Annotated in this window: 21 protein-coding genes and 1 pseudogene; 7 read left to right on the forward strand and 15 right to left on the reverse strand. The window is 39.1% G+C overall.

The window, feature by feature from the left end; genetic code table 11:
* The 14 genes and pseudogenes from NSB28_RS24655 to NSB28_RS07215 all read right to left on the reverse strand — a co-directional run bounded on the left by NSB28_RS24655 (window position 1) and on the right by NSB28_RS07215 (window position 14,765).
* Window positions 1–633 carry an acyltransferase gene (locus NSB28_RS24655; protein WP_109626228.1) on the reverse strand — a complete coding sequence of 211 codons (633 nt, stop codon included), beginning with the start codon at window positions 631–633 and terminating at the stop codon, window positions 1–3.
* Window positions 634–658: 25 nt separating this feature from the next.
* Window positions 659–2,488, reverse strand: a complete 1,830-nt coding sequence (locus NSB28_RS07160; RefSeq protein WP_257497612.1) for an aldo/keto reductase family protein — start codon at window positions 2,486–2,488, stop codon at window positions 659–661.
* 5 nt (window positions 2,489–2,493) lie between these two features.
* A complete protein-coding gene (locus NSB28_RS07165) occupies window positions 2,494–4,023 on the reverse strand; it encodes a lipopolysaccharide biosynthesis protein (RefSeq protein ID WP_109626230.1) in 1,530 nt (509 codons plus the stop codon).
* Window positions 4,024–4,044: 21 nt separating this feature from the next.
* Window positions 4,045–5,274: a polysaccharide pyruvyl transferase family protein gene (locus NSB28_RS07170; protein ID WP_257497611.1), complete on the reverse strand. Its 1,230-nt coding sequence runs from the start codon at window positions 5,272–5,274 to the stop codon at window positions 4,045–4,047.
* 29 nt (window positions 5,275–5,303) lie between these two features.
* Complete coding sequence (locus NSB28_RS07175) at window positions 5,304–6,572, reverse strand: hypothetical protein (RefSeq protein ID WP_109626232.1); 1,269 nt, start codon at window positions 6,570–6,572, stop codon at window positions 5,304–5,306.
* Window positions 6,569–7,744 carry a glycosyltransferase gene (locus NSB28_RS07180; protein ID WP_109626233.1) on the reverse strand — a complete coding sequence of 392 codons (1,176 nt, stop codon included), beginning with the start codon at window positions 7,742–7,744 and terminating at the stop codon, window positions 6,569–6,571. Before NSB28_RS07180 ends, NSB28_RS07175 begins: the two co-directional genes overlap by 4 nt.
* Before the next feature lie 6 nt (window positions 7,745–7,750).
* Window positions 7,751–8,095: a class II aldolase/adducin family protein gene (locus NSB28_RS07185; RefSeq protein WP_257497610.1), complete on the reverse strand. Its 345-nt coding sequence runs from the start codon at window positions 8,093–8,095 to the stop codon at window positions 7,751–7,753.
* A gap of 86 nt (window positions 8,096–8,181) precedes the next feature.
* Window positions 8,182–8,613, reverse strand: a pseudogene (locus NSB28_RS07190) (NAD-dependent epimerase/dehydratase family protein); the annotation flags it as partial.
* Window positions 8,614–8,639: 26 nt separating this feature from the next.
* Window positions 8,640–8,999 (reverse strand): Rossmann-fold NAD(P)-binding domain-containing protein, encoded by a 360-nt coding sequence (locus NSB28_RS07195; protein WP_109626235.1) that lies wholly within the window; start codon window positions 8,997–8,999, stop codon window positions 8,640–8,642.
* A gap of 1 nt (window position 9,000) precedes the next feature.
* A complete protein-coding gene (locus NSB28_RS07200) occupies window positions 9,001–9,717 on the reverse strand; it encodes an IspD/TarI family cytidylyltransferase (RefSeq protein WP_109626236.1) in 717 nt (238 codons plus the stop codon).
* Window positions 9,718–9,720: 3 nt separating this feature from the next.
* On the reverse strand, window positions 9,721–10,902 hold the full coding sequence (locus NSB28_RS07205; protein WP_109626237.1) for a CDP-glycerol glycerophosphotransferase family protein: 1,182 nt from the start codon (window positions 10,900–10,902) through the stop codon (window positions 9,721–9,723).
* On the reverse strand, window positions 10,902–12,131 hold the full coding sequence (cps2T, locus tag NSB28_RS07210) for a beta 1-4 rhamnosyltransferase Cps2T (protein ID WP_109626238.1): 1,230 nt from the start codon (window positions 12,129–12,131) through the stop codon (window positions 10,902–10,904). Before cps2T ends, NSB28_RS07205 begins: the two co-directional genes overlap by 1 nt.
* A gap of 876 nt (window positions 12,132–13,007) precedes the next feature.
* Window positions 13,008–13,253 carry a glycosyltransferase family 2 protein gene (locus tag NSB28_RS25085; protein WP_109626240.1) on the reverse strand — a complete coding sequence of 82 codons (246 nt, stop codon included), beginning with the start codon at window positions 13,251–13,253 and terminating at the stop codon, window positions 13,008–13,010.
* A 573-nt stretch (window positions 13,254–13,826) separates the two neighbouring features.
* Entirely contained in the window at window positions 13,827–14,765 is a 939-nt protein-coding gene (locus NSB28_RS07215; protein WP_109626241.1) for a tyrosine-type recombinase/integrase, read from the reverse strand.
* A 536-nt stretch (window positions 14,766–15,301) separates the two neighbouring features.
* On the opposite strand from NSB28_RS07215, the gene NSB28_RS07220 reads away from it, so the two are divergent.
* Entirely contained in the window at window positions 15,302–16,381 is a 1,080-nt protein-coding gene (locus tag NSB28_RS07220) for an LCP family glycopolymer transferase (RefSeq protein ID WP_109626242.1), read from the forward strand.
* A gap of 27 nt (window positions 16,382–16,408) precedes the next feature.
* Here NSB28_RS07220 and NSB28_RS07225 read toward each other — a convergent pair whose 3' ends face one another.
* Window positions 16,409–16,561, reverse strand: coding sequence for a hypothetical protein (locus tag NSB28_RS07225; protein ID WP_187374286.1), 153 nt, complete (start codon window positions 16,559–16,561; stop codon window positions 16,409–16,411).
* Between the two features lie 790 nt (window positions 16,562–17,351).
* Here NSB28_RS07225 and NSB28_RS07230 point away from each other — a divergent pair.
* From NSB28_RS07230 to infB, 6 genes are all read left to right on the forward strand, one after another.
* On the forward strand, window positions 17,352–17,495 hold the full coding sequence (locus NSB28_RS07230) for a hypothetical protein (RefSeq protein ID WP_257497617.1): 144 nt from the start codon (window positions 17,352–17,354) through the stop codon (window positions 17,493–17,495).
* Between the two features lie 1,183 nt (window positions 17,496–18,678).
* The gene (locus NSB28_RS07235) at window positions 18,679–19,146 is read left to right on the forward strand and encodes a ribosome maturation factor RimP (protein WP_109626243.1); all 468 of its coding nucleotides are present in this window, start codon (window positions 18,679–18,681) and stop codon (window positions 19,144–19,146) included.
* A 107-nt stretch (window positions 19,147–19,253) separates the two neighbouring features.
* A complete protein-coding gene (nusA, locus tag NSB28_RS07240; protein WP_109626244.1) occupies window positions 19,254–20,546 on the forward strand; it encodes a transcription termination factor NusA in 1,293 nt (430 codons plus the stop codon).
* A gap of 14 nt (window positions 20,547–20,560) precedes the next feature.
* The gene (gene rnpM / locus NSB28_RS07245) at window positions 20,561–20,839 is read left to right on the forward strand and encodes an RNase P modulator RnpM (protein WP_109626245.1); all 279 of its coding nucleotides are present in this window, start codon (window positions 20,561–20,563) and stop codon (window positions 20,837–20,839) included.
* The gene (locus tag NSB28_RS07250) at window positions 20,826–21,137 is read left to right on the forward strand and encodes a L7Ae/L30e/S12e/Gadd45 family ribosomal protein (protein WP_109626246.1); all 312 of its coding nucleotides are present in this window, start codon (window positions 20,826–20,828) and stop codon (window positions 21,135–21,137) included. The genes rnpM and NSB28_RS07250 overlap by 14 nt, the downstream gene beginning before the upstream one ends.
* 12 nt (window positions 21,138–21,149) lie before the next feature.
* On the forward strand, window positions 21,150–24,467 hold the full coding sequence (infB, locus tag NSB28_RS07255; RefSeq protein WP_109626247.1) for a translation initiation factor IF-2: 3,318 nt from the start codon (window positions 21,150–21,152) through the stop codon (window positions 24,465–24,467).
* Window positions 24,468–24,479: the final 12 nt, after the last annotated feature.

Consider the following 24,479-nt stretch of genomic DNA (forward strand, 5'->3'; position numbering starts at 1 on the left):
TTATTTCTCCCACAACACCGCAGAATAGGATCTTGCAGGATTTCCAGCTGCCATTGTTCCTTCTTTAATTTTTCCTCCAACTACAGCACCCGCTGAAACAATTGCGCCAGCACCAATCTGTGCCCCACGCAGAATAGTTGCATTGACTCCAATCCAAACATGATCACCAATCATAATGTCTCTAGGCGTATTAATTATTGCTCCCTGTTCATTCATAATTTTATGGAAATCCGAATCGAGTATCACTACATTTCTAGATACTAAAAGACCATCACCAATCTTCATATGGTTCTTTGCAATAATAGTTGCATCATGATTAATATCTGCTTTTCCTATTGTTATACTTCCTTCTTTTTGAACCTGCAGTGTGGTTCCTGATCTAAGTATTACTGTTCCATTTACTATTAGCTTTCCATTTCCTCTTATAAACAGTGTTGTCTGTTTTTTTGAACCTTTGATTTCTGGAAGATTTAATACAAGTTTAGCATGCAACACTACGTTTGCATTCTTATCAATATCCACCACAGAATTTCTATATGGAACTATATATGTTCCTTTATCTCTTTTGATATTCTTTGACAGGAAATTTAATTTTATGAATTTCCATATATCTAGCTGAAATATTTTACCCATTTATGTCATCCTTCCATATAAAAACTTAAAAATTATAAATATAGTTTGGATCATCAATTCCATGTGAATTTAAAACAATGAGGTTTTCATCCAAACCATCAATTGATTTCATCTCAGCAGAAGTTAATTCAAAGTCAAAAATATCAAGATTCTCTTTCATATGCTCCTTGTGAAAGGTGCTAATGACTGGGATTACGTTATTCTGATAATGCCATCTCAGAACAATCTGTGTACAACTCTTATGATATTTCTCCATTAAATGCTTCATCAAAGAATTGTCACGCAGTTTTTTCGTTCCATTTCCAGTAGATGTATGAGCCATCAATTGAATGCCATGTTCCCTACAATAGTCTCGAAGCTCTTTTCTCACGCACAACGGATGTATTTCTGTTTGCACAACCATTGGTAGATCAATCCCTTCTGATTTAATCTTTTTCAAATCATCTAAATTCAAATTACATGCACCAAATGCTCTACATTTTCCTTTATTGTAGCAATCAATAATCTGTTTGTAATAGTTAAGCCAATCGCCCTCCGGCCAATGCAACATATATAAATCTACATGATCTTTTTTCAAATTTGAAAGAGAATTGTCAAGATTACCTGCAACATCATTTGGAGATGCAGCTCTAGTAACATCCATCGCTGAACATTTTGTTGCCAGGAATACATCCTGGTAATTGGATACCGTTGCCCCAATACTTTCTTCTGAATGAGCGTAAATTCTTCCGGAATCAAACATTCTATATCCCGTATCATATGCATCATGTAAAATTCTTTTTATATGCAAATTTCCATACAGTTCTCTACTGATTTTCATATGTTTAATACTTCTTAAACAATTTCTAATTAACCACTTTCCAAACAAAAGCTTATTTCTTGTATAGCGCCAAATAACTCCCGTTCCAAAAGATATCCATGGAATCGTAATTTCATTTCTTAACATATACATTTTTTTGTCATCCACTAGATTTATTTCCTCCGTAACACCTATTCTATCTTGCAACAATTTATTGAATTTTAATCTTCCAGAATCATTAAAGCACAGAGCATTTTCATACAATTCATTGTGCAAAAGTTCTTTACAACTATATAAGTTTATTACAGAAACCTTTTTTCCCTCAGCAATGCTGTTCACCGGATTCCATAAACATTGATCTAAAATATCCGTCGGCATCAAGCTTTCCAAGGTTGGACTAAACGGAGAAATGACAAGATACGGCGTCCATTCATTATCCCTGCAAAAATCGACCATATCTTTCAATCGATCTGTATTAATTCTAATATTTTCTATCTGCTTTGCTGATAATTCGTACCTGTCATTCCATCCAAACTCATTTTTCCATCCATTCATCCACCTGTTGGCCCATTCGATATCATCTGCTGTCTTCAACTTCGAATAATTCTCACGATCTGCAGGTAAACCATTTACAAATCTTTTTACATCGTGTAATAGAAATTGTGGATGCAGAACAATCGGAATTTTTTTTAATAAAAAGTCTTTACTTTTGCTATATGTTCTAATCTGATCACTATTTAACCATAAGTAATACTTATGATCAGAGCTTTCATTTTCATATGCATCTACGATTAATTTGAATTCTTCTATGCTTATGATAACTATGGCGCCCTTTCGTAAATGGTTTGCATATTTTTTTAATGTTTCAAAATCATAATATAGTGGCTGAGGTTGTGATGCCATATTAAAACCGCGTAGTTTCCACAAGTTATAATCGTAAGCAAGCAACGATGGCGTAGAACCAGTATTTACAATATCTAAGTTCATTGGCATCATTCCCAAATTTTCGGCATGACTAACCCATTTTTTATACTGTGAAGTCTGCTTACCAAACATTTTCATTACCCTCTTCTAAGAACAAATACTTTTCTCATTATCTTAATGATGATGCCCTTTTCATACGCATTCATAGCAAATAGCCACATCGAAATCATATAAGTAAATACATACAGCAAACCATATACTGCTAATAAAGATAACGATGTACCAACTAAATTGAATTTAATGATAATAAAGCCCAAGCAAATAGGCAGTAATAATCCTTTTGCTATATGGAACATTTCAATATAGTATTGTTTCATATTTAGTTTTGCAACTTTGTAATAATATATGCTTTGAACTAAGATACAGATTATACACTCACATAAAAATGTCCCAAATGCGCTACCAATCGCGCCGAAATGCATTGCTAACGGTATGCTCACTAAAAAATTACATAGGCAAACTACTATGTTTATAAGTATCTGTACCTTGTGAATATTCTTAGCTCTTACAATGTCTTGACCTAGCCCCATCGTTAAAGAAACAGTTACTGGTAACATAATGAGTAATCCAACATAATACGAATCATCATATCCTGCTCCTGCCCATTTGTATATAAATGCCTTTCCAAAAAAACAATATCCTGACATTATTAAGAACACTAAAATAGCAAATAATCTCGATGTTTTAACAAATAGTTCTGATAATTCTTTTAGTTTATTTAGCGAAACCAACCTATTAATTTCAGCTATAAAAACACTCGACATTGCAGATGCAATCATTATATAGTAGGTATTCAAAGTACTTCCTACCGAGTAGATTGAAATCTCAGACGTTCCATTAGTCCACGCTAAGATAAACTTGTCTACCTGCCAATTTAATTGATCCATCACCGATTGGATAACAATAGCACAAGCAAAAATCAAAATACTTTTCAGCAGGACTTTATCTATTCTTTCAAAAGAAAATTTAACTTTCAGAACTTTGATACAATACGCAGCATTAAATAAGGTAATTAATATTGTTAATGCCAGCTTAATATTGAAAATTAATATGGAACCATGTCCTCTAAGCAATAGCGGAATAGTAATTAATGGTGCCATTACAATTTGAAATAAATTGACTAACTTTCCAAATATAAATCGTTCATTCGCTATGATTAACGAACTGAAAATACAATTAATTACAGTCGCGCATGTGGTAAATGCTAATATAACAAATAATGTTTTAGCAAGTTCATACTCTGAAGTACTAATTTTATTTCCTAAAAGGGCCTCTGCATTAGATCCAATCAGGAGGCCAACCACTAAACTCACAACTGATAAGACCACAAAAACTCTAAAAAATAGACCATTTAATTTGGGAATCCTATCTTTGTCCTTAATTTTAGTCTGTACGTAAAACCTCACAAAGGCAGCATTTAAACCGGCATTAAAGATTATTAAGTAACCAGAGAATGATATACACAACGAGTAAATTCCATATTCACTCTGGCCTAAACTTCTCAAAATTATAGGAGTATAGACTACCCCCGATAAACACTGCACTATTACAGTTAAATAGGATACTACCACGCCCAATGATAGTTGTTTTTTTCTATTCACTTCCATATCAAACTGTTTTATCTCCTATTATTTTATATTTTTTTTCAACCACTCTTTTGACTCCTCTATCATGCATGAAAGTTTTGTTAGACTACGACTATAGTCGATTTCATTTAATGACTCTAAATACTCAATTGTAACTTTCTCCTTTGTGTCGCAAAAACGTTCCTGGGTTTCAAATAAATCCAACAGACTAATTAAGCGAGAATTCATACTAATCCTAACAGTACGGTCAAACACATAATAATTCTTTTTAAAAATACCGGAAAATGCCGCAGTATGAAAGCTATCAGTAAATATTGCTTCCGAATATGATATCAACGAAAGAAAATCTTCTACTCCTACGTCAAAAAGTTTTTCCTCATTCTCATGGTTCAATAAATCATAGAAGGGAAATTCGTTTGTCAAGTAAGGCATATAGAGAATCTTTAATCCATGTCGCTTAGCATATTCCTGAGCCAATTTACGAGGCTTAACCTCATCTCCCAAAAAATAACAAAATATATATTTCTCTTTAACTTGACGAGGTGAGCAAATTTTCTCCCATTCCTCTTGCTGAAGAAGAAATACTGGATCGACAACCCATTTTATATCCTTGCCGTATACTTCTCTGATAAGAGCAACATCCGTGTATTCTCTAACAGATACTGAGTCAAAGTCGACTAGTGCTTTCTTGAAGAAGGCCTTTTCTTTAATATCTAATTCTTTTTTTGAAACAGAAGCAGCATACGATAGTTTTGTTTTGCATTCTGGTACAAATGTTAAAAAGTATGGTTTTTTTTCAAGGGTTCTCCACACTTGATCGCTTCCTGTTATAAATGTAGTAAAGCTCTCAAGTTCAGATGACGATTTGGATGTAATACTAGATTTGTAATCATGCAGTTGTGCGTCATTATAAACGCCACTTGTATGAGGTGTGTTTTCCTCTCCAAACGCTATTACCTTTCGCTTTCTAGCATCAATCATTCTAAATTTATCTTGTTTAAAAGTGTTTTTTATAACTTTCCTAATTGTATTGGTAACTTTGTGATTATCTTTCACTCTTGAATATATTAATAGCAGCTTATTTATGATACCATTAGTTGCTTTTAATTTACTCCTGAAGGATGTACTTGGGCGTGAATAACATATTTGAAATGCTGGAGCTATATTGTCCGTGATGTATCTAGCTAATGCATATGCCTGTAAATTGCCACCATAGTTGGTACTTTTATAGTATTCAGTAATTACTGCAACTTTGCTTTTATCATCAGTCATACTCTTCCTCCCTCCAGCAGACAACATTTTCAAGTTTCTTTCGTTATTTTTGTATCTACAGTCATTTTTGCGGTAGCAATGATCAGCATTAATAAAAAAGTAATTCTAGCATTATTAAATAAAGCAGTATAGTTTGATAAAAAAATCACCAATCCAACTAATACTAAATAGACCGCGAATCGATTCTTATGATCAGAAAAAATAATCTTATAACATCCATATGAGTAGCCGATTACGTATACTAAATAAAACCATAATCCGCTCAAAAGTATATACGAGCCCATACTACTAATACCAAAATGAGCAAATCCAAATACATCACTTTCAACCCATTTTGCAGCACCAATACCTAAGCCAAACAACCACGTTGATTTTTTATGAATTGCGTAGTCTACAATAGCCAAACGCTCATTACTTCCATACGCCCCTATTGATTTATAACTAAAACCTCTAACCAACCTTTTTTGTACAGTATCCTCTATAAACTCTCTTAATGTAGGTATACTGAATGCAACCAAAATAATAAGAATAAACAGTACTAAATATTTTATGATATGTAGAATTTTGCTCCGGTAATCTGGCTCTTTAAAAAATACAGTTAGAGCGTAAAATACCGCAAAAACCACTAATTCAATATAGTAACCCACGTTGTCGTTATATTGTGACATTATTACCATAACCCCCTGCGAAGCCAAGGTGTAAAAGATAAAAAATTTTTTTTTCGTCTCATTCTTCATTCGTGAATATGCGTAAAACAAGTTAAGTGAAAGAACGAAAATAGAATATAGAGCTAATACATTTGTTGCATTAAATCCAAACAATCCAGCGCACTGGTCAGGATAGTATCCATTCTCTGCTAGCCAAGATGCCTTTATAAATTGTCCAGTTCCTTTCTCTTGAACATATAAAACCAACAGATTTAATATGTAGAAGACATTAAATAGCTTAATTCTTCCCTCTATTCTTGTCCGAATTGCCTCTTGGTCATTTGATACTAATAGCACCATGATTACTAAGGTTGAAATCGAATATAGAGAAGACCTCAAGTTACTAGAAATGATTGAAAAATCCAACACTTGTACTGAACTGATAATAAAAAGACTTATGCCCAGAAATAATATTACAAAAGTTGGCAAATCCAGTTTTCTTAGTGAACTATTGGCAATTATCAAAACTGCTGCACCTATTAATATTAGCATATGCCAAATACTATAGTGCTCTACAACTCCCGAAAAGAATAGGAATACCATTAAGAAATCAAATATCCATTTGTTTATATCTTTATTACTTACAATCATCGAATTTTAGCACCTATTTCCTTATAAAATGAAAGAAGTTCTTCGGATGAGGATTCTATATCATATCCATTCTTTTTCGCGTTTCTCCAGCCATCTTCTCTCTTGAAATTTCGAGGTACAGTATTAATTACATTAATCCAATTTTCAATGGATGAATTTAAACTAACGCTATAATAGTAATCCGATATTCTTGCTTCAGCAGGTACAGCATTGGATGCAATGACTGGAAGACCTGTTGCCTGAGCTTCAATTGCAACGATCCCCAATCCTTCATATACGGTAGGGAAAATAAAATAATCCATGCCCATCAAAAATCTAGGCACATCATTCTGTTCCCCGAATAGCGTAACAGAGCTTTCCAAATGCTCAGCCTGAATCTTTGACTCTAATTTAGCCCGCATCGGTCCTTCCCCAACAATCCAAAGTTTTATCTTCTGATTTGACTGATGTAACTTTTTGAATAAGTCTAGCAAAAACAAAAGGTTCTTCGATTCAGCTAAACGTCCTACTGTACCATAAACAATACACGAAGGCGAAACCTGTTGCTGACTTCTAATCGAGTCTCTTATACTCACATCAAATCGATATGGGATAGTATCTATAGCATTTTTAATTACTCTAAATTTTATATTTTGAATTCCTCGCTTACCAAATAATGCCTCGCCGGCATTCATTGAGCATGCAAACAGATAGTCATTATTTTTGCATATAATAGTTTGGCAGTGATGAGTGTATAAATTTTTAATTAATTTTTTGATTCTTGATTTGAAAGTCTCCTTGGCCTGTCTCGGTGTAGCACTGTGAGAATGTGCAATCCTTATACTGCTACACTTCATGTACTTAGCAAGATAGGTCTGCAGAAGAACATTCGACGTGTTAATATGAACAACATCATACTCATTTTCTTGAAGATAGCCATTGACACCTTCAACCATTTTTTTATAATTGCTTATTTTGTTCCCACCAACATTCAGCGCATGAAGTGCTATTAATTTTGATTCAGAAAAAATAGGATCTGCTTCATATTTTTCAAATGTATTATTACAGCACATAAGGAAGTCAAATGTGATGTAGTCTCTATTAATATTTTTATAGTATTGCAGTAGGAAGCTTTCTACTCCTCCAAAAGTCTCCATCCCGTGCAATATATGAAGCACTCTTATTTTTCTCATTATTTTTTACTTTCCTCGTCCGTAGTAAGCATTCTTTCCATGCTTACGATTGTAATGTTTGTCAAGTACATACTGAGCCATGCGATTGTTTGGATTAAATGCCAAAGTTTTAAGATCCATCTCAGCGACTTTTTCCAGCACGACTGCATTATAGACAGCATTCGCTCCATTCTTTCCCCAAGCAAACGTTCCATGATTCTTTACCACAATTCCAGGAATCGACATTGGATTATATCCACACTTCTGGACTTCTTCGATGATGATCTTGCCAATATTTACTTCATATGTTTCTTCGACTTCCTCTTTAAAGAACTCTCTAAAGAGGAATGCCTCCGTAGAAATAATCTGCATAAGTTGTTCCAAGCGTAGATAACTACGCCTTTAGCAACTAAGTCCAAGTTTGCTTCACAAACTCTTTTCTTTAGTTCTTCTAACGTTTATTCTGTAACTTCTGCTTCATGGAGAATTTGAAGAGTATGTCTTACCCCGTCTGCTACGGAGTATCCTCCAGTCCAGCCTAAACTTTCCAATTTTGTTGTATCAAGTACCTGCTTTGCGATTGGCGATCTATTAGCTAAATCAACTGCATCTGGATCAGTGAAAACTACTTTCTGTCCTTCTGCTTCCGCAATAACTTGTGCGAGACCAGCGATTGTGATTCGAACATTCGGATTAGCGATATTATAAGACTCACCCGCCTGACCATTCAAAATTACAATCAGAATCCCTGACACTGCATCCGCTATATAATTGTAGCTTCTCATCTGAACTCCAGCACTTTTAAGTTCTATGTCTTGATGGCTCATCGCATTATGGATAAACTGTACCTGTGCTCTATTATCTGTTGCAGTTATCATTGGTCCATAGGTATGGCAAAGTCGAACAGAGACCGTCTCTAAGCCATATTGTGATGTATAGCTAGCACATGTGCATTCCTTGTTGCATGAATAATAAAATCAACATCGAAATCAAACTGAATTGGAGCATTCAAATTATATTGAATAGTTTCTACTCCATCCTTGAAATCAGCAAATATGGAATTGATCTTTTCTGGGTTTCTTCCTGCTAGAATGATTGTCATGCTATATTTGGCTTGATAATTTAATCTAACCAATGTGTCTGTAATATATGAACCTACCGTGCCTGTGACTCCTGTAATAAGAATTGTCATATTTTTAAGTTTTTTCAGTCCAACTACATGGCTTACAGTTACGTCTAAGTCATTAATATATGTATTGCTTTTATGTAGATTCATATTACTTCAACCAATCGGATCTCTTAGCCACAAGTAATGCTTTGAAAATATCAATATCCTCTACCGTAGTAAGCTTGATATTCTTTTCTGAGCCAGCAGAGAAATAGACAGGTTCTCCCATCTCAATCTTTAATGTACAAGAAGCGACAGAATTTGTAATTCCAGCTTCAAGGGCGCGCTTGTGAAGATCACAAATATCTCCTAAAAAGAAAGCTTGTGGTGTCTGCGTTCTCTTAAGATTATCCCTGGGATAGCTACCAATGGAAACCTCTCCATCTTCTGTCTGCATCATTGCCTCTGCGCAAGGAATGACAGTAATTGCGCAACCATGTTTCTTGGTTGTAACAATACAGTCAGATATAATATCAGCAGATATCATTGGACGAATCGCGTCATGTATAAGAACAATATCCTTATCATCATAACCAACATCTCTTAATCCGTATACTCCATTTCGAATAGAATCCTGTCCGTTCTTACCACCAGAAAATACATTCTTAAGTTTTGTGATATTGAACTGGTTTGCATATGCCCAAAGGACTGACTCCCAATCTTCGATACAAACCACTGCGATCTCATCAATTTCCGGATGATTCTGAAATGCCTCTAATGTATACACAATTACAGGTCTTTCATTAACAGTTAAAAACTGCTTTGGAATATTCTGATGCATACGAGCACCAGAACCGCCTGCAATTAGTAATGCGATATTTGCCATTGCTTACCTCCTCAAAATTCTTGTCTTTACAGTTTCAGTAGCATTTCCGTTCTCATAAGATCCCATCATCATTAAGTACTCATCTACTACCGCATTGTATTGAGTCGATTCAAAACTTTCTATTTTTTCTTTCCATTCACTGTTTTCATAAACCATAATCCCTGCCCACTTTTCAATTGGAATATAAAATCCTCTATCTTTATTCATGTATGTCTTTAAATCCGGAACAAATAGAAAGCACGGCTTATGCATTATTGCAAAGTCCCAAAGGCAAGAAGAGTAATCAGTAATAAGAATATCTGCCACCAGAAGTATCTCTTGCATATCCGGATACTTTGTCCAATCATAATCCGCAGTATCAATATCTACCTGTTGTGAATACTGATGTCCTCTCTTTGCAAATACCCAATCGCCTCCAAATCTTTTCTTCAACGTATCTTTGACAAGATAAACATCGATTACTTCAACACTTTTACTCAATGCTACCGCATGGCCTTCATCCCCCTTGAACGTTGGCGCATAAAGTATAATCTTTTCATTTGCTCCTACACCCAAGTTCTTTCGTATCCGTTCTTTTTGCTCAGATGTCGCCTTAAAAAACAAATCTGTCCTTGGATAACCGGAATCAAGAATTTCACCACGATAAGCCATTGCTTGGCGGGTATACATTTCAGACTGAAGTTTCGAGGAAGAAATCCAAAGCTTAATGTCTTTAGACGCAAGAGTTATTCCTTTATTCGAAGCTTTACTCTTTCCTTCCTGTAGAAAACCATTTCTTTTCTGTAATCCTCCACCATGACCAGTTTCTATAAGGAATTGTTTTTTTCTAATTGGTGCATAAGAAAAGCCACCGCAGTTATAAACAACGATTCCCGAAGTAAGAAGGTATTTAAAGAACTCAACATGGTCTTTTTTACATATCACTTTCGTATTAGGTTTTTGTGCTATAAACCCATAATCTTCCGGATTATTAAAACACCATATGAATTCATATCCAGCAAAACGTTCATCATCAAGCATTGACTCATAAATGTATTTCGGATTACACAAATACCCTTTACCCATATTTGCCATGAACAATATACGTTTTTCTTTCATAGGAGCAAGCCAATACGCTTTTAATCCAAAGCGCATGATATGTTTCACTATATACTTAAGCTCCTCTCTAAGCGCATATAATTCCATTACTTAACTTCTCCCAACCAAGTGTCTTTATATCTATCACAGATATAAGGCCAGCTATATGTTTCCTTAATACGCTGCGTACTCTTCACTCCTAATTTAGCAAGCTGCTCCTCATCTATCTGATCCGCTTTCTCAATCAGTTCCGTCAGACATCCCTCTTTCTTTGTCCAGTACAACGCACTATCCTCTGCAACCTCTCGGTTGAAACCAACGTCAAGAAGCAGATTCAAATCAGTACTACCAAGAGCCTCCAGCAGCGAAGGATTCGTTCCACCAACCTCGTGACCATGGAAATACCCGTATGCATTTTCTCTTATCTTCATGAGAAGTTCCTGGTCATAAACCGTTCCTACGAACTTTATTCTCTTATCTTTTCTATACCCCAGCTTCTGCTCCAACTCATTCAAGAATTCATCGTTCACATTTGTGATGATAGCAAAGTTCTTCTTTGTGTTGCTCTTCATGAACTCACGGATCATCGTCTCGTAATTGTTTTCAGGAACAAAACGACCGACTACTAGGTAATACGCTTTTCTTGCTAATCCTTTTTCTGCATACCACCGAAGCAGCTTCTCATCGTCATCTGTAAGTAGACTCTTTCTGGTTTCAGCACCATAGGCAATAAATGTGGTCTTCGGATTTCTGCCACCGATGCCTTTGCCGTCATACTGTTCATGGATATACTTCTCAATGTTCAAGCTGTCGCAGATATCAAGGTCAGAATACTTGACCATCATCTGCTCGGAGACTTTCCAATACTTCCGCACCGGCTTGCTCCATTTGGCTCGCATCCACTCATGGCCATCCGGGTTCAGATAAATCATTCCTCCCAGCTTGTGGATTTCTTTGTAATATTTTTTGGTGAATGGTCCAATTCGACAAGCCATGATATAAACGATGGGATGTTGAATTCCGTTTGCCTTTATATATTTCACACACTCGGACAACGCCTTGCAATCATAGTAGATAGCCTGTGCTGGTCCCAGCTTCTCCAGCACATGGATCTTGAAGCAATCAGCGTTGTGGTAGATAAAATGCTTCTTATCGATAATTTGAGCATCTACCTTCGTTTCATCCATGCAGCCCTGACCGTTTGCCTTAACTGCAACATGGTAACGGATAACTTCGTCGTTCTGATGGTATTCTGTTAACTTGTCTATAAATGTTTCATATCCGCCGTAAGCACCAAGACTTTTGGCACCTATCAGAAACACATGTTGCAGTTCCATCTGTTATTAATCTCCCTTTTACTAACCGGCCTTGTGACCGTGTATTTATCTAACCACTCTACATTCTCCTAATCTCTCCCCGTTCTCTCCGACTCCTAACAATGAACTTAATCATCCCTACGAACCGGGCCGCATTAATAAAGATGTAATACAGCGCATTGTGATGAGATAGGTAAGAAGTGCAATAAAGAAGCTTTTGTGGTTGTTTTCTATCTGTTTTGTGGCTATAGTTTCTATGTCCTGCGTTCTTTCTCCACCGTCTTTGTTTCCTTCATTACTCACGCACTCGCACTAAATCAAAAGTACGAAATATCCCAAGTAAGCGATCAGCTCTATCCAAATCCAGAAAAGACAACCAAATACACAGGTAACACCCAACATATAGATCGCCGGATACCATGCATCCAACCGATAGTACCAAACCACCAGTCTTAGCCTGTATCTTTATACTTATCTTCTCCACACTCGCCATTCTCGCTTTCCTCACAGTCGCACTCCATTAGCCCTTTCATACTCTCCATCTCGCTGCGCTGCCACCGTATCCATTGGTTCCATAAGTCCCTTATGTCCTACGCACCTGTGTATAACAGACGGCAAGCTCTGAGTACCGTATATGCCCGTCCAACCGGTAACCGCCGACCCACTTCACGTCTTGGACACGAAACATTCCAAACGCTTCGCTGATGATGAGGTTGTAGTTGTCAAAGAGTGGCCGAAGGAAGTGAAACGACTGCTGGCATTCAATAGCCTGCATTGCTTCTAAAAGAGGTCTTAGTTTGGCTCCCTGGGAGCCCGTGTTTTTTTGCCTGTGTCCGCATGGCCTGTGTCTGCCTTTACCTCCATACGACCGCCAACGGCAATAGTGGATTGTGTGAGCTAGGATGTAAGATTACGGATGAAATCCTGCGAAAGCGTACAGTCTGCATCAATGTAGAGGATGTATTCCTCTCCACAGCCTGTGAGTGTTGCGGTTGATTTGCAGGCTGTGGCAGCCTCAATACCATGGTTCAATGCTCGGCTCTTGCCGCCATTGGGTTGTGTGATAAGCTGAACTCTGCCATGTCTAAATGTCTCCATGACCTTCTCAGCAGTTTTATCCGTTGAGCCGTCATCCACAACGATGACCTTTACACATCATTCCCACATTCCTCACAACTCTCTAACACCGACTGCACGGTTTTGCAGATGGTCTTTTCTTCTTTACGGGCTGGTATGATTACGGTGATGTTGCCAAGGTGGTCTGTTTGGTGGTGGATTGTGTGGCTTCCGGGTCACCCCTTTCACAGCAATCGAAACCAGAAATACCAGTTCCATAATACTTCGATATCCAAAGAGCAGTGCCAGTAGTATTGTGGTTAGGAGTATGGCTATGCTTGCCACTTCTATTACGCTCTCATAAGCATTGGAACATTTGGTTCCCCTTGGTTGATGTGTTTTCGGCGATTGTCAAGTGGAATCGGTTATTTCAATTAACTTCTCCAAATAATTGTTATTATTTGGACCTCATCCCCTTTCATCCTCAATCCCTAAAACAAAAAGCGCCGCCCCGACCTCAATCAAGAGGCTCTAAGGCAGCACTTCAAACCAACAACATATTCATCTACAAATATAAAATCCTATACCTATTAATGATTCGCCCCCATCCACCAGCAAAGACAAAACATAATAAAAAAATCCCCCAAACCTCTTATTTTCTTAATGAAATAATTCATTTCGTGCGTTATACTGTAGTAGTACTTGTTTCTTTTTTGTTATGGAAACTTCTGTATATATTTGTGTGGTCACGATGCTTTTGTGTCCCAGCAGTTCCTGGACATCCCGGATGGATGCCCCGTTATTCAGAAGTTGGGTTGCGAAGCTGTGGCGCAGATAATGAGGAGTGGATTTGGGGTTGATCTGTGATTTATCGCGGTATTTTGTGAAAATGTTTTCTATTCCATAGATGGACAGCCGTCCGCCGAAACGGTTGACGAATAGGGCAGCAGTGGATGGCTGAAAATACTTTCTTATAAGAAGCCAGTTGTCCAGTTTCTTTTGAACTTCGGGAGCGGAGATGTATAGAAGCCTCTCTTTGCTGCCTTTGCCGTGAATCAAAAGGGTGTGCTCCAGAGAATCGTAGTGTTCCAGGTCAAGGGTGCTTATTTCTCCTATGCGCAGACCGAGGCAGAAGAGCAGCTCGATGATAGCATTGTCACGGATGCAGATGTTTTTGTGAAAATCTTTTTCACAGTGCAGATATTCAGCGTCCACAGCAGTAATCAGTGTTTTGACTTCGACTGTGGACAGGGTTCTTGGAATAGATTTGGGAAGCTGGAACTTTCGGGATGTGAAGCGGAAGAAACGTTCGCCTGAAATGCCTTCCTGATTTAAAAATTTGAAAAACTGCGTCAGTGCAACATATTTCCTCTGGATGGATCGTGGGTTAAGGCACTTTACACTTTGGAGATATTCGAAGTACTTGAGCAGTGTTGCCTGGGTAACTTCCCGGACATTGTATTCAAAATACCAGCGTTCCATACAGTTTAAATCACTGTGATATGCTTTCAGTGTCCTTTTTGATAAATTGCGCTCCACGCAGAGCAGTGTAATGAAGGAGTTTATGTGTTCTTTCATTTCACAGGATGAATAATTCATGTTGACCACCTTTCTGCACATATATAGTGCAAGAGATTTCTTTAGTAAACAGCTTATAATATAATAATGCAAATCAGGCAGTTGCAGCATAAGGAATAGTGCGATATAAGGAATAGTGCAACATAAAAAATAATGCAACATAAAAAAACTATAAGATGTAATCCAGCCATACGATGATATACAGTATGAAACCTTATATTATGAGATTCTTCAGTAAAATAAGTAAGGAATCCCCAACTCTGCAGATGCAGGGATGAATCGCCAAAACAAGCATGATGTCATGTTTTGCATGACGTGTGCCCCGCGGCAAGATTGTCTTGGTGTTCTTGAATAGAATTATTATAAAATAGAGCTTCAAAAAGATCTGGGTCTTATAAGATCCGAGTCTCAAAGCAGGTAAAAAAGAGAGACAGAAATGAAACAAAAGAATAGCTGAAATAAAGCAGAGGTAAAGTAAAATAAAAGAGAAGCAGAAGAGTATATGAATAATTGTCTAAGAGAAGTAGAGAAAATAAAAGGAAAGGGAAAGTGAGTTTATGAAAAAAAGCAAGAAGAAAGTAGTCCTGATTGTACTGGGGATTGTGTTGGCGCTGATCATTATAGTTGGAGTCATTGTATATGCAGTCCTGCACGGACTGTACAAGTCCAGCAATTATGTGGAGGATGAGAATGTGAAGCAGCAGTATCAGGAAAAGCTTGAGCAGGGCAGTGAGGCGCCGCAGGAAACTATTGACCCGGAGGAGGCACAAGGGCAGAAGATCGATGAATCAGAAGTAAAAGAGATTGAGAAGAAGAGAAAAGAGTTTTCTGAAAATGAACCGATAACTACAGATGGGAAAGTTTATAATGTCCTATTGATAGGAGTGGACCGCAGGGATGATACCTGGGCCGGGAATTCAGATACGATGATTCTGCTGTCGATAAATGAAAAGAAGAAACAGATCAGCATGGTATCACTCATGAGGGATACTTATGCAGATATTCCGGGCATAGGACTTAGAAAGCTGAATGCTGCACATGCAAATGGGGCAGGACCTCTTCTGACAGAGACAGTTACTGAGAATTTTAAAGTGCAGGTGGACAGATATATTACAGTAGATTTTAACAACATGATAGATATCATTAATATGGTTGGACCTATAACGATCAATATGTCGGATTCTGAGGTAAGGGTGGCAAATGATTATATGCGGGAGATGTGCACGCTGCGTAAAGAGAATCTGGATGACCACCTTATTGAGAAAGGCGGAAATGTTGTCTGTGACGGGATGCGGGCGGTAGCTTATGCAAGAATACGTTACGTGGGCAATGCTGATTATCAGAGGACCGAGAGGCAGCGGCTTGTGCTTTCAAAGCTGATGGAAGAGTTAAAGGACATGAGCCTGACAGATCTGTATGATCTTGCTGATGATTTGTTGCCGATGGTAACACATAACGTGCCTGAGGATGAGATTTTGGGACTTTTACTTAAGTCGCCTGACCTGTTTAAATATAAAATCGTGCAGGACAGGATTCCGTATGATGGGATGTTCAATGTTATTTATGTGAATGGACAGGATATGCTTGTCCCTGATTGGGATGATACTGTCAAACGTCTGAAGGAAACCCTCTATTAAAAATATAATGTTAAAATAAAAATGATGTTAATGGCCCTTATTTTTCTTTTCCATATACTCCTTTAAAAATCTGGTTTGTTCAAGGTCATCTATTTGCCTGTCATAAGGTGTCCTGATGCACAGACATGTATATAAGGTCAGTATAAAGAATATGAGGGCTATAATTATAATAATGTACATGAAGTCGTCTCCTTTAACATAAAATTACATTTACTTTTTGATATTATAGTATGTGGAAAAATAAGAGGTGTATACATTGAGAAAAGATTTTGTTTTTTCTTCCTGAAAACGGACCGGCTAATTAACTGACATGCAGACAAGAACTGACAAAGCAGATAAATTTATTTTATCGCTATTATACTTAAATCCTTTTGCTAAGTCAATGTAAATTAAATATTTTATGCAAATGCCCGGTAAAAAATATGATATGAATAGAAATGTAAAAATAGCTGAGCATTTTCAGATACTGCAGTTATCACAGGAAATAGGAGCTATTACAAAATACAGAAGCTAATATAGAATACAAATGGTAATATAAAATATAAAAAGTAATATAGAATTATAGAAGTTAAAATAAAATACAGTAGCTAGAATAGAATACAGTAACTAATATAAGATACAGAAACTAATATGGAATACAGATACTAATATAAAATATAGAAACAAATATATAATACTGAGACTAATATAGTACACAGAAATAACTATAGAACTATTTTAGAACACCATTGCTGTTTAGAAGAAAACGGCAGTTTCCAACAAGAAAAGCCAGAAATCTTATAAAATACCCCTGGTTCCAGATGTGAGAAAGTATAATGACGCAATAAGCCTTGACTGCCGTTGTTGGACTGTGCGAAAAAATGCTGTATAAGTGAAGCCAATAAACAGATAGACAGAGTGGAAGATATAAATCTTGTTGATGTGAAAGAAATATCGGAGAATTGGAGAAATATCATTAAAGCTGGGTAAGATGGATCAGAGTGAAAATGCTGAGATAATACATGGCTGTATAGCTCTCTATGAGGTGGTTCTTTTAGAGTTCCTGCAGCAGAGAGGCATAATTGCAGAAAGATGTAATAGATACAATGGTATAAAAATTATCAAAAATATATAAAATTAACAGTTTTAAAAATAATATAAAATCAAATACAAAAATAATATAAAAATAAATAAGAAAATATTAGAAAAAAGTGTTGACAAATATAAGGTGTGGTGCTATTATAAAGATAACAAAAATACATTACTAATTAAGGATTCAAACGTGAGGGAACGATAGAATCTGGATCAGGAGACGAGAAATCCTGATAATTAATTAGTATATGTAGGACAATTAAAAGGAGGTCGATTTTTACAGGGGTTTCAAGAGTGGCTTGGCAATATGGAAGTGGTAGGGCGTATCTTTCAGTACGGAAACTTAATAAGAAGGAAGTTTATGATAAGGTATTCTGATGGTAAGTCAGAAGAATTTGATATAAATATACCGGAGATTGAGGAAAGAAAGAATGGTCACCATGTTGCGTATATACCACAACATCTAAATAAACTTCATTGAGAAGTGAGATTAGATGCAGAACGAAAATAAATATGACATGATAATGAGAGAGTAAAATCACAATATAACAACAGAAGTTCTAAAAGAGAAAGCCAGAAGATGAAAATCAAATGATTATTATAAGGTAAAGATTCTGGAATATCCAGCAGGAAACCTTAAAAGTTGTATTAGGCCAGTAGATCTCAGCAGGAACATATAAGTTAAAAGTGATGGAACTCAAGAATTCTCATAAAAGGAAAATTTAAGAGGAAGTCGAAATGAATTTTGATTAGTTTATCAGGAAACAGAAGAAAATGAAAAGAAAACAGGTTGAATCAAGGAAAGGATAAGCTCGGGAGAGAAATCCAGTAAGATGAGACTTGAAGTGAAGTTTTCAGAGGTGGAAATTGATAAACAAATTAATAAAATTCAGTAGATGGAATCTAAAATAGAAACGTGTCAATAAAGATCGAATCTTAGGGTAGAGCATCTTAAGATGAAATAGAAATAAAACCACAATTGAACGAAATGTAAGAAAAGACCTCCGATTAATTGTTTAAAAGTCAGTCAGCTGTTATGAAATTATAACAGCTTATTTTTTTTGTCTTTAAACAGATTGGGTTTTTCTGTGAAAATCTCTTGCAATTCCAAAAATAAAGTGATATACTGAGCAAGATGATAATATGTTACTAGAGTGGAGTGGGCGTAAGTCCACTCCACTTTGTGATATGGGAATTAATAGTGTTATAGAAGAAAGGTGGCACGGATGACGAAAAAGGAAATCTATGAGCAGAAGACAGAAGAGCTGATACTCCCTATCGTGGAAGCTAACCAATTTGAGCTGGTGGATGTGGAATATGTAAAAGAAGGCTCCAACTGGTATTTAAGGGCATATATTGACAAGCCCGGCGGTATTACAGTCGATGACTGTGAGGTGGTCAGCAGGGCTTTAGGTGATTTGCTGGACAAGAATGATTTTATTGATGAAGCCTATATTCTGGAGGTCAGCTCACCTGGGTTGGGGCGTCCGCTGAAAAAAGAGAAGGATTTTAAGAGGAGCTTAGGCCAGGAAATAGAGGTTCGTACTTACCGGGCCATCGACAGACAGAAGGAATTTACAGGCATTCTGAAATCTTATGAAAAAGATGGATTTACTATAGAGCTGGAAAATGGGGAAGAAATGGAATTTGCCAAATCTGATGTTGCGCTTGTCAGACTGGCATTTGATTTTTAGAGGTGCATGCACAGTACCCGCTGCCGGATAAAGTTAAAATGTGCAGTTTGATTTCGCAGTTGGCCGGGCCGGCCGCTGCTTGATTATAATAAGGAGGAAACATTGTCATGAATAACGAGTTGTTGGAGGCGCTGAATCTTTTGGAAAAAGAGAAAGATATCAGTAAAGATACGCTGCTTGAGGCGATAGAACAGTCGCTGATCCAGGCATGCAAGAATCATTTTGGAAAGGCGGATAATGTAAAGGTAAATATAAATCCGGAGACTTGCGACTTCGGTGTATATGCAGAAAAAACTGTTGTAGAGAATGTAGAAGATTCAGTTACAGAGATTAGCCTGGTGAACGCCAAGATGATTGATTCTAAATACGATATCGGGGATATCGTAAATGTGGAGATCAAATCAAAAGAGTTCGGACGTATAGCAACGCAGAATGCCAAGAACGTAATTTTGCAGAAAATCCGTGAGGAAGAAAGAAAAGTTCTTTTCAATCAGTATTACGGTAAAGAAAAAGATGTCATTACTGGTATCGTACAGAGATATCTGGGCAAAAATGTGAGTATCAACTTAGGCAAAGTGGATGCGATCCTGAATGAGAATGAGATGGTTAAGGGCGAGGTATTTAAGCCTACAGAGCGTATAAAGGTATATGTGCTGGAAGTTAAGGATACACCAAAGGGGCCGAAGATCCTTGTTTCCAGGACACACCCGGAGCTGGTGAAGAGGCTGTTTGAATCTGAAGTGACAGAAGTTAAGGACGGGACAGTTGAAATCAAGAGTATTGCCAGAGAAGCGGGCAGCAGGACTAAGATCGCTGTGGCTTCCAATAATCAGGATGTAGATCCGGTGGGCGCATGTGTCGGCATCAATGGCGCCAGGGTGAATTCCATCGTCAGTGAGCTCAGGGGTGAAAAAATCGATATTATTAATTGGAGCGATAACCCTGCAATCCTCATTGAGAATGCTTTGAGCCCGGCTAAGGTAATCTGGGTAATCGCAGATGCTGATGAAAAAACAGCTAAGGTAGTTGTTCCTGATTATCAGCTCTCTCTGGCTATCGGCAAAGAGGGACAGAATGCAAGGCTGGCTGCAAGGCTGACCGGATTTAAGATCGACATCAAGAGCGAGACTCAGGCCAGAGAGTCAGGAGAATTTGATGATTATTTTGAAGCATATGACAATGCTTTCGATGAAGAGTATCCTGAAGAATATGAGGGAGAATACTCAGAGGAATATGAAGAAGGATATGAGCCCGAGTACGAAGAAGGCGGTTATGCAGAGGATAGTTATGAAGCTGAAGGATATATGCAGGATACAGATGATATTCAAGCTGCGGAGAATATCCATGATGCAGATTTCCAGGCAGGCCAGCCTGAATCAGATGGTACTGGTGAGCAGTAGGCAGAGGTGATAAGATGGGGCAGGTACGTAAAGTACCTATGCGCAAGTGCATAGGATGTCAGGAAATGAAGAGTAAAAAAGAGATGATGAGGGTTCTGAAGACTTCAGAGGACGAGATCATCCTTGATACTACGGGAAAGAAAAATGGCAGAGGTGCATACATCTGCTTTTCAAAGGAATGTTTTGAAAAGGCAATTAAAAATAAAGGACTGGAGCGCTCGCTCAAGACGGGCATCCCTCCGGAAGTTTATGAAAGCTTGAAAAAGGAGATAGAGTCTATTGAATCAAAATAAAGTTTTATCTCTTGTCGGTCTCGCAACTAAGGCAGGTAAGACTGTGAGCGGTGAGTTTTCGACAGAGAAGGCTGTGAAGACAGGGACAGCGAGCCTTGTGATCGTATCAGCCGAGGCTTCCGACAATACGAAGAAGAAATTTCAGAATATGTGTACCTTCTATGAAGTGCCGATTTATTTTTACGGGACGAAAGATGAACTGGGGACAGCAATGGGAAAAGAGTTTAGAGCGTCTTTAGCGGTGCTGGATGCCGGTTTGTCAGCTGCCATTAAGAAGCAACTTAGTAACGCCAATTAGGAGGTAGTGTGTATGTCAAAAATAAGAGTGCATGAATTAGCTAAGGAATTAGGAAGACAGAACAGAGAAGTTTTAAATTTTTTGGCCGATAAAGGATTTGAACTGAAGAGCCACATGAGCATGGTAGAAGATGAGCAGGTGGACATGGTGAGAAAACGGTATGGCAAAAAAGCAGAAGTTTTGAAAACAAAAGTAGAAAATATAAGAGCAGAGGTAGGAAAAGAAGTGTCAAAAGAGAATGAACAGAATGAACAAAAAGTAGAAACGGGGCAGGGGGAAGCTCCTAAGAAAAAACCGAATATCACACAGGTATTCCATCCCCAGAACAGCCGGACAGGAATGGTGCGTCCAGGCTCAAGGCCCCAGGGCCAGAGGCAGGGAGCCAGACCGGCTCAGGGATCACGTCCGGCACAGCCGGGACAGGGAGCGCGTCCGTCAGCAGCTTCGCAGCCGGCCCGCGGCGTGAATCAGAACCAGGCTCAGCCGTCAGATTCCAAACAGGTGCAGCCGGTTCAGAGCAGCCAGCAGACTGCAGCTCAGGGCCAGGATGCTGTTAAGCCGGTACAGCGGCCGCAGGGCCAGGTATCTCCGCAGCCTCAGAGCCACTCAAATGAGGCACAGGAGCAGGCAGGAACGAGACCGGTACAGGCATCCCAGCCTCAGAGTACAGCAGCTCGTCCGGTGCAGCCGTCCCAGCAGGGAGCTGCAAGACCGGCACAGCCGGCACAAAGCCATGCATCGTCAGATGTAAGGGCACAGCAGGCACCAGCAGGCGCGCCACGTCAGGACGGTTACAGGCAGGGAACACAGGGCCAGAATGGCCGTTCAAACTACCGTCAGGGCTCTGACAGCAGGCAGCAGGGAAGCCGTCCTGATGGCAGAAGCCAGGATAACAGAAATCAGGGAGAACGCAGGTACTCTGATAATAGAAACGACAACAGAGGCCAGGGTAACAGAGGTCCGTCAGACAACAGGAGCCAGGGTAACAGAGGTCCATCGGACAACAGAACCCAGGGTTACAGAGGCCCGTCAGATAACAGAGGCCAGGGCTACAGAGGCCCGTCAGACAACAGGAACCAGGGAAACAGAGGCCCGTCAGACAACAGAGGCCAGGGAAACAGGGGTCCGTCAGATAACAGAGGCCAGGGTTACAGAGGCCCGTCAGATAACAGGGGTCCGTCAGACAACAGAAGCCAAGGCTACAGAGGTCCTTCAGATAACAGGAGCCAGGGCTACAGAGGTCCTTCAGACAACAGAGGCCAGGGGAACAGGGGCCCGTCAGACAACAGAGGGCGCTACAATGATGGTCCGGGCAGAGGCCAGGATAACAAAGACAGAAGGACACCAGCTATTCCGGCAGCTCCGGAACTGAAGGCAGGAACTAAGGAAAGCCGTACCAGAACAAGGACTGAGCGCGGTGACAGAAATAATGACAGGGATAAATTCGACAGGAATGTACGCCAGGAAAAAAATGTAGGGCGCGGCAATCCAAAGAATAATAATGTAAAACCAGGTAAGAATAACAATGTAAATTCACAAGCCAAGGCGCCGGCGCCGCAGGAGAAAAAGGAAGACGAGATCAAGACGATTATCCTTCCGGAGACAATAACAATTAAAGAACTGGCAGAAAAAATGAAGATCCAGGCAGCTGCTATTGTCAAGAAGCTTTTCCTCCAGGGAGTAATGGTAACTGTTAATCAGGAGATTGACTATGCCAAGGCTGAAGAGATTGCACTGGAATATAACTGCATAGCTGAGCCTGAAGTGAAGATCGATGTTATAGAGGAGCTTCTTAAAGAAGATGAGGAAGATGAAGCAGCAATGGTTTCCAGACCTCCTGTCGTCTGTGTCATGGGTCATGTTGACCATGGTAAGACATCTCTTCTGGATGCGATCAGGAATACTCATGTTATTGCAAAAGAAGCCGGCGGGATCACTCAGCACATAGGTGCTTATGTAGTTGAAATAGGCGGACAGAAGATTACTTTCCTGGATACACCGGGACATGAAGCATTCACAGCAATGCGTATGCGCGGCGCTAATTCAACAGATATCGCTATCCTCGTAGTTGCAGCAGATGACGGTGTTATGCCTCAGACTGTGGAAGCTATCAACCATGCAAAGGCAGCCGGTATTGAGATCATAGTAGCTATCAACAAGATTGATAAGCCAAGTGCAAATGTTGAGAGAGTTAAACAGGAGCTTTCAGAATATGAGCTGGTTCCGGAGGACTGGGGCGGAAGTACAATATTTGTACCTGTATCTGCACATACTCAGGAAGGTATCGAGCAGCTTCTGGAAATGATTCTGCTTACAGCAGAGGTTTCTGAACTGAAGGCCAATCCGAACAGAAGGGCAAGAGGTCTTGTCATTGAAGCAGAGCTGGATAGAGGAAAAGGACCAGTGGCTACAGTGCTTGTACAGAAGGGTACACTCCATGTTGGCGATCCGATCGCAGCAGGTTCCTCCCATGGTAAAATACGTGCCATGATGGATGATAAGGGACGCAGAGTCAAAGAAGCAGGCCCGTCTACACCTGTAGAGATCCTGGGACTCAGCGATGTGCCTAATGCAGGAGAGATATTTGTCATTACTGAAAATGAGAAGGAAGCCAGAAGCTTTGCCGAGACATTTATCGGCCAGGGCAAGGAGAAGCTTCTTGAAGATACAAAAGCCAAGATGTCTCTGGATGACTTGTTCAGCCAGATCCAGGCAGGAAATTTAAAAGAACTGAATATTATTGTTAAAGCAGACGTGCAGGGATCGGTGGAAGCAGTTAAGCAGAGCCTCCTGAAGCTGTCCAATGAAGAAGTGGTTGTAAAAGTCATCCACAGCGGTGTGGGAGCTATTAATGAATCAGATGTTATTCTGGCATCTGCTTCTAATGCTATCATCATTGGCTTTAATGTACGCCCCGATGCAGCAGCTAAAGATACAGCTGAGAGAGAGGGCGTGGATGTAAGGCTTTACCGCGTCATCTATGATGCGATCGCTGATGTGGAGGCTGCAATGAAGGGCATGCTGGATCCTGTCTTTGAAGAAAAGGTTCTTGGCCATGCTGAAGTGCGCCAGACATTCAAAGCGTCAGGTATTGGTACGATCGCTGGTTCTTATGTGCTTGACGGAACATTCCAGAGAGGCTGTTCTGTGCGCATCACCAGAGAAGGAAAGCAGATATTCGAAGGCGCTCTGGCTTCGCTGAAGCGCTTTAAGGATGATGTGAAGGAAGTCAGGGCTGGATATGAGTGCGGCCTTGTATTCGAGAAATTCAATGATATCAAGGAGTTTGACCAGGTAGAGGCTTATACTATGGTTGAGGTTCCGAGATAGGAACAGGCGGTA

This window comes from Murimonas intestini (genome assembly GCF_024622195.1).
Lineage (GTDB): Bacteria > Bacillota > Clostridia > Lachnospirales > Lachnospiraceae > Murimonas > Murimonas intestini.